This is a genomic window from Vibrio sp. Isolate34 (assembly GCF_022397915.1).
Classification (GTDB): domain Bacteria; phylum Pseudomonadota; class Gammaproteobacteria; order Enterobacterales; family Vibrionaceae; genus Vibrio.
Window position 1 is genome coordinate 161668 of record NZ_JAKEUO010000012.1, and the last position, 10412, is coordinate 172079.

Sequence of the window (10412 nt, forward strand, 5' to 3'; positions counted from 1 at the left end):
TTCACTCTATCTCTATCTTTATCTCTAGAAAAACGCTCACTCGTGATCTTTCCATTTCGTCAAGTTAGGTATTCCAAACATTCCTTCATAAATTCGATATATTTACCGCTCCCTGCATCCACAGAGGTTAAATATGTTAAGCACTCAACCCAAACGCTGCTTAGTCATTGATAGTTTTCCACTCGTAAGAGAGACACTAAGTCAGCAGTTATTAAGCTTAGAAACCGTCGCTGAAGTGAAAGAATCCAGCTCCGTCGCAGACACTTTATCGCAACTGAAGAAGGAACGTTTTGACCTTTTAACAATGGATGTAGAGTTAGGTCAAGACAATGGATTTGAGTTAATGAAGCGAGCAAAAGCGACGGGCTATCAAGGGAAAATTCTGTTTATCTCAAGGTTTGATTACAGCCTGCATTCCGCTTTGGCTAAAAAGAATGGTGCCAATGGCTATATTAGTAAAACAGAACCGACTCTTATTGTGCGAGATGCAATGTCGCATATTCTTCGCGGCTACAATTTGTTTAAGCAAGACGATTCAAAAGTCGACATCAACACTGATAACCTTTCGAGTCGAGAGTTAACGGTTTTTCAGTATCTAATAAAAGGCTACAAAAATAAGCAAATTGCAGAATTGCTCTTCTTAAGTGAAAAGACCATCAGTACGTATAAATCTCGTGTGCTCTCAAAGTTTTCAGCTTCAACCGTGGTTGAGCTCATCAAAATCAATGAGCTTATCTCACGCGATAATTTACATTAAACGACTATTGCCTTGATTATGTTAATCAAGGCATCGTGCAATGGGTTCGTTCTATTCACTAAACGACAACAAGTGATAATAGGGATGTCAAAAGCAAAATCACTCGGAACTTTGATACTTTTAAGATCAGAATGTTCAACGACTCGCTCCAAACTGACCACTGCCATACCATTTTGATTCACTAACTGACACGCCACTGCCATATCATCGGTTTTTGCTTGATAATCGAAGAAGATACCTTTCTTGGCACACTCATCAGTAAACCTGTGGTGCTCGTCATTCCAACCAGGGATACGAAAAAAAATAAAGGGAAGTTTGATGGCTTCTTCCCATGTATTTACATTACTATTGGCTGAAACTACGACAACGGCTTTTATTTCAGCTAAGCGAGCTTGATAGAGAGACTTTCTACGCTCTTCATGGAAAAAGTTAATCCCTATTTGTATGCGGTTATCCAAAATGTCATTTTCAGTTTGAGATGACCATGTCTCAATAGAGATCATAGGTTTAGGAAATTGTGCTCTGATCGCATTGTAAATTTCTAAGCCATAGCGTTCCATCGTCAGTGAATGAATAGCAATTCGGATCGTTTCGTCATATTCAGCAGCAACGAATTTCTGCGTTTGACGTAATGATTGATTAAGTAACTCCAGCCCTTGATTCACCCCTGGCATAATACCATCAAGAAAATGCGTTGGTTCCAGTGCCCCGGCAACTCTCACAAACAAAGGGTCGTCAAAATGTGCCCTCAAGTGAGCTAAACGCTTACTTACGGCACTTTCGGTTACCCCTAATTTGTTAGCAACTACTTTCATACTTCTGTATCGATAAAGTAAAGAAAGCTCTCGCAGAAGGTTATAGTTCAAGTCATTAATCATTATGAATTCCAATAACGAAATTGATTGTTAACAGCTTAACTTAGCTGACTATTCTTCTCCATAGGTGCATTGCTCTCTTTTCCCCTTGTAACTGCTTTTTTCCTTATAAAGCTCAGAATCTGCTCGGCCAATTGCCGACTCTAATGTTTCACCAATATGCTGCTCCACAATGCCTGCGCTAACGCTGACTTTAATATGGCTAAAAGCTACTCGCGAAGAAGAAACCGCGTCATTAAGTTTTTCAGCAAGAATAACGGCGACAGCCATATTGCAGTTAGGTAACAGAGCTAAAAACTCATCTCCACCAGTTCGAATAAGGTAGTCACTTTCTCTAAAAATACGCTTCATACACGCTGCGATATGTTTAATCGCTTCATCACCTACAGCATGACCATAAGTATCGTTAATTGCTTTGATTTTATTTCCATCAATCGCAATGATGGATAAATCATATTTATCGACCACTAGTTTAAACGAATCATCCTTGAATATTGCTCGGTTATACAAGCCTGTTAACTCATCGCTGGTAGCCACTCTTTCTGCATTTTTTAACTTTTCTTTCTTTACATCCAGTTGATTCATTTTCCAGAGCAAAGTGAAGACAAAACAAAAAATAATGCCATTTATCCAAAGCGTATCTATGACTAGCTTTATGAAGGGTATTTTGTAGATTAATAGCGAGCGATTATCTGTCATGAATTCTAGTACATATGAAAAGCCAGATAATGGGTAATCCAGTTCTTCAGTGATTGTTGTTTTATAGAGCCCTCTTTTCTCAGTACTGATCTCTTTACCTTTTAAAATGGGGATATCGTCTAAATACATATTAACCAAGTACTCACCAATGATTTCTCCAGAATAATACACCGGAGTTGTGATACTTAGCGTGAGACGGTTTGAGAACAAACTTTGATAAATCGGCGAGACAACCACGCGGTCAATGAGTTGATTCTTAGTGGCATTGACAGTGCAGGTGCCTGAGACTTCGCACCTTTCGGGCGAGAAAGCTTTATCTCCCAGAACTAAATTATTGAAATCTGTTGTAGAAAAGAGTTTTCTGCTTTTAAAGGAGCGATAAAGTATTGTTACATTAGTTTCTATACTTTGCGGCATAAGACTAATTACCCGAGTCATGGTTTCATAAACGATCCCTTCTTGCTCTGACAATTCAGAGTCAGTACCATATCGATAGATACCAGAAAAGCCATTCATGGCTATTTTGCTTGGTTTTTGTTCGGTATTCGAGTGGTTTATTGCTTCTTCCGTCAGCATTCCTAACAATATAATGATTGATTTGTTACCAATGAAGTTGTTTTTGATAGATTGAAATTTCACTGATTCCTTTTCAACAAAATCATTCACCGCATAAAAAGTGACAAACGTTGAAATGAACAGTGAAATTAAAAAAGAATAAATTAGGTTATCCCACAACCTTTTCAATAAAAATCTCATTTAGCATTCACTCGCTTTGATTATCTCTATAATATTAGTAACTTTATATTTATCTAAAATTCTACGTTTATAGGTACTGACTGTTTTAGCACTTAATGACAATACATCTGCTATATACTTATTTGACTTTCCTTGTACTAAGTAATTGAAAACAACTGTTTCTCTTTTCGAAAGTTCCGTCGTGCTAACATTCTGGTTATTATTTCTAAATTTGAAAATAGAATAGCCTTTTACAATACTATCAATGGCATCAGCGATTAAGTGAAAGTTTTCCGACTTACATAAATAACCATCGGCTCCCATTTTAAATGCAGTATTGGTGTGTATAGAATTATCGCTTGATGAGATAAACAACACTTTACCTGTATAACCATGGGCTTTCGCTCTTCTCAAGAAGTCGAAACCGTCGGAATCACCTAAATTCACATCCAAAATTAGCAAATTAATAGGCCTGTTTTTTATTATTTTATGGGCAGTGTTGCCATTATGGACACTGGTTACTGATTGAATATAATCAATATTTTTTAATAGTGTCTCAATGGCCACACATACTAAAGGATGATCATCCACCACCAAGCAGTTCACTAATCCCCTAAGCATCACAGTACTCCTTCCTTAAGCCTGCACATAAAGGTTTTATTTGTTCCACTGGTACTGGCTTACCCGTGAAGTACCCTTGGCAGATATCTACACCAAACTGGTGAATAAGATTCCAAGTGTTTTGGTCTTCTATACCTTCAGCTACTGTTTGAATATTCAGCTTTTTTGCTAGGTTAGCGGTGGCTTCAATAATGGTCTTTTTCGTTTCATCATTAATACAATCAGTGACGAAACCTCTATCAATCTTCATCTCAGTAAAAGGTAAGTGTGCCAGTTTAATAAGTGATGAATAGCCAGTGCCAAAATCATCAATAGACACCCCTACTCTATTTAACCGCAACCTAGCTAAGTTTTTGAGTATGTTAATACTGTCGTTATAGGCATCGGTTTCAGTCAGCTCAATGACTAAACTTGCAGGATCGACATTGAATTGCTGACAAGAGTCGAGTAAATGATCGGAGAAAAGGCTACGGTCTATACTGGCTTGCCCAACGTTGATGGATACCGAACAAGTAATATGACCTAATGAAATATCCGTGAGCGCATTAGATAGTACGGCATCAAACAGTTCTTTATCCATGCCAAACTTTTCTATTTGCGAAAGGAAAACATGAGGTGGAATTAAGCCCTTTTCTGGATGATTCCAGCGAACTAAAGCTTCGACACCGACAAGTTTGCTGCTATTGAAATCAAATTGAGGTTGATAGTGATTAATCAGCTGCCCTTTCCCGATTGCCTCTTGCAGTTCTAATTGGCTAGGCGAATACAGCTCTGCAATAGCCCCTTGCTTTGGTCGACTGTAAACAAAGTCACTAAGTAGTTTGTTCAAATCATTGGTTTGGCAAGGCTTGCTTAACTCTTGAACAAACCCAAATTTCAGCTTATGGCAAAGATAGCCAACAGTATTTAAAACTGAAGCATCAACCGCACTTAAAATAACTATCCCGCCGGCATATCCGATTTTATTCAATTCAACAAGTAGCTCGACGCCATCAATATCCGGCATATTAAGGTCAACAAATATCAAGTCGTATTGATTAACTTTACCCTGCCGAATCGCTTCTTTGCCTGATAAGCAACTGTCTACATCAGTCATGCCTATATCACGCAAAAGCCACTCCAGAACATGAAGTTGCAATGGCTGATCATCGACTATGAGTATATTTATGTTATCCATTGTTTTTACACCACGCTTTAACTCTAATAATTTCAACATTCATTTGGTTCTTTAGATCCTCCCTAAGAGAATTGACCTCTGAAGAGCTCGTTATTTCTAATTCACCAGCACGCTTTCCTAATTCTTCAATGCCGACGGCGAAACAGCCACCTTTAATTCGATGAGCGATTGAGCGTATCTTTTTCTCTGATTCAGCAAGGGTTAACGCCTCAAGATCTTCTTCCATTGAGGTCTTAAAAATATTAGCGATGGTGAGCGCTTCATGCTTGGGGAACGAGTCCAGCCATCGGACCTCCAGTGGTAATTCATTCGTTTTTTGATCTTTGGCTTTTTGATCTTTTGTCTTTTGAACAAGGCTTAAAGGCTGGTAAAGATCTTCAATCCCATAAGGTTTATGGAGAAGAATATCGAATGAATTTTGTCCATTTTTCTTTTCGGTCAACCTAGGATCTTCAGCCGTACAACCTATAACGAAGAGATCCGCTAACTTCTCATTTGATCGGATAATAAATGCCAACTCATAACCGTTAAGTATTGGCATATGGCAATCTGTAATCAGTGCGTCAAAGCTATTTTCAGGCTGAGTCAATAGAGCGTATGCTTCTTGCCCATTAACGCAAACCACAGGGCTGATACCCATATCTTTCAGCTGCATCTGCATCAAATGACGATTAATTGCGTTATCTTCTGCAACCAAAACCTGTAAATTCAGTGCTGCAAACTCTTGCTGAGCTATGGTTGCAGCATCTTGTTTAACGCTCAGGTTTTTATTTGACTGGCTCTTAGTTACTACCGTAATAGGTAATGTCACCTCAATGGAAGTGCCTTGGTTAAGCGCACTTTCGACCATGATTTTTCCTCCCATATTTTTTACGAGTTGATCGACAATACTTAAACCCAAGCCGGTTCCTCCATAACTGCGTTCAATTGAATTATCGGCTTGTGTGAATGGCTTAAATGCATCATTGAGTTGGGATGTAGACATACCTATCCCAGTATCTTTTACCATGAAATACAGTGTGTTATTGGAAATATAACTGTGTACATTAATGCTTCCAACCTGAGTAAACTTAATCGCATTGGAGAGTAAATTATTGACGATTTGCGTGAACCTGACGCCATCAATCATGATGATACCTGAACCGTTCTGGGTAATATCGACAGCAAATTGTAGGTCCTTTTCTAATGCACGAGATTCAAATGGCTTAGTCGTTTCATTCACTAGTTGTAAGAAATCCAGTTCTGTCGGCTCAATGGAAAGCTCATTGGCGTTAAGCTTTGAGAAGTCCAAAATCTCATCGACCAATCGGTTCAAGTGCACACAGGATTGTTGAGCTAATGGGGTGATAAGCGCGATTCCCGCATCTTGGTTATGACGTTCAATCATTTCCAACGAACTGCTTAAAGCTGCTATCGGGGTTCTTAATTCATGGCTCATTGTCGCGAGAAATTGCTCACGCATTTTGGTTGCAAGCTCTGAGGCTTTTGTAGCCTCAATCAATTGCTCTTCATACTGCTTTTGCTCTGTTACATCATTAAGTATTGAAAGCACGTAACCTTTACCACTGGCTGGTGAGCTCAGTTTTTTCCTTGTTCTTTCAAACTGTTCGATACCGATTAAACAATTCTTGGCTTGGCAGCTATCGGTTACTGGTGCACTACTTTCTATGACTTTCTGAGAAGTGCACACTGCATGATTGTCATTATTTTTTTGAGACAGTAACGAGCAGCCTGAACATTCATTAGCTAGGTATGATTTACAGTTAGTGTGAGCAATTTCATTCTGTTCATCTTGAATAAAAATCGTACTTGGCAACTCTTCTACGATGCTTTTCAACCACTCCTTTTTTGATTCAGCCGATTCTGCAAGTTGTTGCGTCACGCGCATTTTTAATTTCAAGTTGGTGATTGCAAAATAGATCAGCGTACCCATGAAAAAAATAAACGACGAAAGACCACCAGCAATGATGTAGACATCATGCTTATCAAACCCATTCACGACCTTAAACTGGCGATACCCATGCTTTAATTTTTCCACTTCATTGTTATCAATAGTATTGAGTACGCTGTTGATTAACGCTTGTAATAACAAGTTGTTCTTCTTCATGGCAAAAACGAGGTCAAGCTCAATCGCATAATCAGGGTCGAGCAAGAATTCATCGCTTTTGTCTTGTATAACTAATGACTGAGTCATGTCCTGTGGTATGTAGGCAATTTCAATCTTGTTATTGGCTAAATCTTCCAGAAGATCTTGTACATCGTCATATGGAACGACCTCCCCCTTCACAACCATTTTTATATATGAAAACTTTTTAGAGCTTGAGTTAGTTAATACCCCAGCTTTTTGATCCCTCTTTGTGGGCTCAAATATCCGAGCGATGATCCCAGGGTTCTTGATCACAGGCCAATAAACTTGGGTAAAGAAAGGCTCGGAGGTAATGTATTTTTCGTTATCAATACCAATACCTTGCACCACAGGAGCGACGTCAATATCTCCTCTTTCTAGCATCTGCCATGTGGTGTAATGATCTGATTGTTTAAGCGAAAACTGTAAACCTGATCGTGCTTGTAATAACTCCATAAAGTCATGGAAGTAACCATCTACTTCATTTTTGGAGTTTTTAAAAGACAGCGGGTACAGGTCAAACTGCATTGAATATTCAATATCAGCGTCACTCTTTCGAGCTTGCTTATACGCGCGAGCTAATTGCTCACTCAAGTGGTATGGATTTAATGAGCGAATAGAAGGTTGATTTAAACCTTTTCTTTCTTTTTGAAGCACTCTATCTATCAGTGCAAGAAGCTGTGTTTGATTTTGATTGCCAATGGCATGAAGCGCATCTGTCTCTAACCAATCAGGTATTTTAACCGCACCTCGAATAACATCATGGTCATTAAGATAAGAATTGATAGATACGAAATTGCCAGCAATAGCATCTACTACTCCGCTATTCACTAATGCGATGGCTTGGTCAAAATGTTGGACAGAGAAAATGTTGGGGATTTTTTTCTCTTCAAGAATCCCACAATAAACAGAGCCTTCGACACAGCTCCAACTCAGCAGTTTAGGAGAGATAAATTGCGCTTTTTTGTTACGGTACCAGGTTGCTGCGCTACCATTGTAAAAAGGTTCTGAGAATAGGAATACATTGCTCCTCTCATCTGTATATCTAACTCCTAAAGCAATATCTACACTGCCTGTTTCAACTGCGTCCAACAAAGAATCTACAGACGGGTAAGGCTGATACTCAAGCTCAAAACCTAATATTTGAGCAATGTTCTGCATGTAGTCATTGTTAATTCCAAAAGAAGTACCCGACTCATAACTTGTAGCGTATGGCGCCCGTTCATGTGAAAGCAACCCAACAGTTATAACTCGGTGCTCTGCAATAAACCCACGTTCTTGAGCACTAAGAGACAGATTTTCTGCTTGAGAATAAGATGAAAAAGAGACAACAATGAGGGATGCTAAAAGAATTAACGAACGCATAAAAAGACCAAACTTAACTAAGAAAGTTAGATTACCGCCTAGCTAAAACAAGTCAATTTGGTCACAATCAAACATTAAACTTAAGATACTGATTAATAACAGCTTAAATGATTTATGTAGGGCATTTCCTACAATCGAACCATCCTCTCCCTACAACTGCTACACCACTAAAACCTCAAGTTTATACATTAAGAACTACAGCTTTCGGCGTTTTTCAAGCTAGTTGTCACTACTTGACTAATTATCAAGCAGCTTCTTTTTCTGGGTTCAGGTGAACTTCTCCGATTGGTTCGCAGTTGCGTATTTTACCTGACCAACGCTCTGGTTTTGCTTGGCGATGAGCCATCAACACCTTTACTCTTTTTCTTAAAATCTCAGCATCTTTTTCCACTATGTCGCTCTGAACGTGTCACGTAATTCAGGCGACTATGTTTATGCTTGGTGTTGTACCAGATTACAAAGCTTTCCACCCAAGAACGGCTTCGTTTGAGGCTTTCGAACCCTTTTGATGGCCAGCTTGGGACATATTTCAGCGTTCGGAACAGTGACTCAACATACGGATTATCATCGCTCACACGAGGACGACTGTAAGGTGATGTAATGTCAAGCTCCTCCATTCTTGCCTTGAACGTTAACGATTTCATTGGCGTACCATTATCTGAGTGCAGCACCAACGCTTGATTGAAGCATTGCTCCCACATCAGCGTGCGCTGAAGCAGCTGAGATGCCATCTCTCCGCACTCTCGGTATAGACGTCATACCTGACGATTTTTCGACTGTTGATGTCTTCAATGAGATAAAGGTAATAATGTTGTCCACGAACACCTGAAGGTAGACACGTTATATACCAGGTAAATACCTGATTTGGACCTGTTGCTGTGTAGCTTGTTGGTTTCGATGATTTTTTACGGCTACGTTGACGGCCTCTACGGTTAAGTTGTCCTGCCGCTTTTAACACACGATAAAAGCTGGCTTCAGATGCAATATACTGACCTTTATCCAGCAGTGTTGGCGCTAGCTGGCTTGGCGGTAAGAGCCCCTTAGCATGTGCTTCTGATTCACAATACCAAAGCTCTTTGAGTTGTGAGCCGAGTATATAAGTGGTCATTAAGTCCTTATTGATATTCAATATTTCAGTAAGATAGCTATCTTGTCGTGCATTTAAATTACCTCTGTTTTTCAGCAGTACCCAGCGTGAGCGTTTCACCCATTGCCTCGCTTTTTTATCCTGCTTGAGTTTGTTAGCTTGGTCGACTCTGACTCTATCCATCACCTCACGACCGAACTTAGCAACAACGTGGAATAAGTCGTAAACGATTTTTGCGTTCGGGCAGTGCGCTTGAACTTCAAGGTCAAAAGCCGTATTCATGTCCATCGCGACCGCTTCGATATTGTTGCCATACTTGCCTAACTGCTCGAAGAACGGTCGTATGTCCTTGCGGCTACGGCCTTAGCCCTTCCCATTTCACTGACGGTACAACTTGGCGAAGTCGACGTTTATCTATCTCTTTAATGGTGTGCCAATGAACGCCCGTTAACTGGGAGATATGCTTAATGGGAAGAAGAGGCAGTAGTTGTTCTATATAGCTTTTTAGGCGCTTCGTTATACGAGCATAAGGCTCCAACCAAGATAGAGACTCTGTTTTTATGCCGCAGTCACGACACTTAATCCTTCGAGTTTGAACGGAAAGTTCGACAGGAACACCGAGCAACATGGCCTCTTTCACATGACGCCATTGATACTCATGGATAGCCTCGGCTTCAAGACCGCAAAAGCATTTAGCCTCAGAGTTCGGTTTAAGAGTTAGTGTAATAAGTGATGCTGTCTGGTGAGACTTTACTATTTTAAAGCCTTCCCAGAATGACGATAGGAAAGTATGATTCGGCATGAAAACGGTAGTTTGTGTATGATTTTTGTTTGGCGACTAAACCATATCACTTACTACCGTTTTTGTTTTTAGTTCCCGCTAATCCGCGATGAACCTTTTTTTTGGGGGGGATTGTTACTTGTTGATAAACACACGAAGTGACTCTCTGTAAACGTCAATACGTTATGAG

At 39.8% G+C, this 10412-nt stretch carries 7 protein-coding genes and 2 pseudogenes; 1 reads left to right on the top strand and 8 read right to left on the bottom strand.

Features of this window, described 5'->3' with window-relative positions:
• Positions 1 to 133 precede the first annotated feature (133 nt).
• Entirely contained in the window at positions 134 to 757 is a 624-nt protein-coding gene (locus tag L1D22_RS14345) for a response regulator transcription factor (RefSeq protein WP_239830280.1), read from the top strand.
• On the opposite strand, the gene L1D22_RS14350 is transcribed toward L1D22_RS14345, so the two are convergent.
• The 8 genes and pseudogenes from L1D22_RS14350 to L1D22_RS14385 all read right to left on the bottom strand — a co-directional run bounded on the left by L1D22_RS14350 (position 754) and on the right by L1D22_RS14385 (position 10243).
• Positions 754 to 1635: a LysR family transcriptional regulator gene (locus tag L1D22_RS14350; protein ID WP_239830281.1), complete on the bottom strand. Its 882-nt coding sequence runs from the start codon at positions 1633 to 1635 to the stop codon at positions 754 to 756. The two genes, L1D22_RS14345 and L1D22_RS14350, sit on opposite strands and share 4 nt — an antisense overlap.
• 48 nt (positions 1636 to 1683) lie before the next feature.
• A complete protein-coding gene (locus L1D22_RS14355; RefSeq protein WP_239830282.1) occupies positions 1684 to 3087 on the bottom strand; it encodes a GGDEF domain-containing protein in 1404 nt (467 codons plus the stop codon).
• Positions 3088 to 3687 (bottom strand): response regulator transcription factor, encoded by a 600-nt coding sequence (locus L1D22_RS14360; protein ID WP_239830283.1) that lies wholly within the window; start codon positions 3685 to 3687, stop codon positions 3088 to 3090. It abuts the gene before it with no gap.
• The gene (locus L1D22_RS14365) at positions 3680 to 4903 is read right to left on the bottom strand and encodes an EAL domain-containing response regulator (protein WP_239830284.1); all 1224 of its coding nucleotides are present in this window, start codon (positions 4901 to 4903) and stop codon (positions 3680 to 3682) included. The genes L1D22_RS14360 and L1D22_RS14365 overlap by 8 nt, the downstream gene beginning before the upstream one ends.
• Positions 4857 to 8354 carry a transporter substrate-binding domain-containing protein gene (locus tag L1D22_RS14370; RefSeq protein WP_239830285.1) on the bottom strand — a complete coding sequence of 1166 codons (3498 nt, stop codon included), beginning with the start codon at positions 8352 to 8354 and terminating at the stop codon, positions 4857 to 4859. Before L1D22_RS14370 ends, L1D22_RS14365 begins: the two co-directional genes overlap by 47 nt.
• A gap of 244 nt (positions 8355 to 8598) precedes the next feature.
• Positions 8599 to 9387 (bottom strand): annotated as a pseudogene (locus L1D22_RS14375) (integrase core domain-containing protein); the annotation flags it as partial.
• A 63-nt stretch (positions 9388 to 9450) separates the two neighbouring features.
• A pseudogene (locus L1D22_RS14380) lies at positions 9451 to 9786 on the bottom strand (transposase); the annotation flags it as partial.
• Between the two features lie 10 nt (positions 9787 to 9796).
• The gene (locus L1D22_RS14385) at positions 9797 to 10243 is read right to left on the bottom strand and encodes a helix-turn-helix domain-containing protein (RefSeq protein WP_239830286.1); all 447 of its coding nucleotides are present in this window, start codon (positions 10241 to 10243) and stop codon (positions 9797 to 9799) included.
• Positions 10244 to 10412: the final 169 nt, after the last annotated feature.

Excerpts from the sequence above, each read along its gene's own strand:
- L1D22_RS14345 (WP_239830280.1), top strand. The coding sequence starts at position 134 with ATGTTAAGCACTCAACCCAAACGCTGCTTAGTCATTGATAGTTTTCCA.
- L1D22_RS14350 (WP_239830281.1), bottom strand. The coding sequence starts at position 1,635 with ATGATTAATGACTTGAACTATAACCTTCTGCGAGAGCTTTCTTTACTT.
- L1D22_RS14355 (WP_239830282.1), bottom strand. The coding sequence starts at position 3,087 with ATGAGATTTTTATTGAAAAGGTTGTGGGATAACCTAATTTATTCTTTT.
- L1D22_RS14360 (WP_239830283.1), bottom strand. The coding sequence starts at position 3,687 with ATGCTTAGGGGATTAGTGAACTGCTTGGTGGTGGATGATCATCCTTTA.
- L1D22_RS14365 (WP_239830284.1), bottom strand. The coding sequence starts at position 4,903 with ATGTTGAAATTATTAGAGTTAAAGCGTGGTGTAAAAACAATGGATAAC.
- L1D22_RS14370 (WP_239830285.1), bottom strand. The coding sequence starts at position 8,354 with ATGCGTTCGTTAATTCTTTTAGCATCCCTCATTGTTGTCTCTTTTTCA.
- L1D22_RS14385 (WP_239830286.1), bottom strand. The coding sequence starts at position 10,243 with ATGCCGAATCATACTTTCCTATCGTCATTCTGGGAAGGCTTTAAAATA.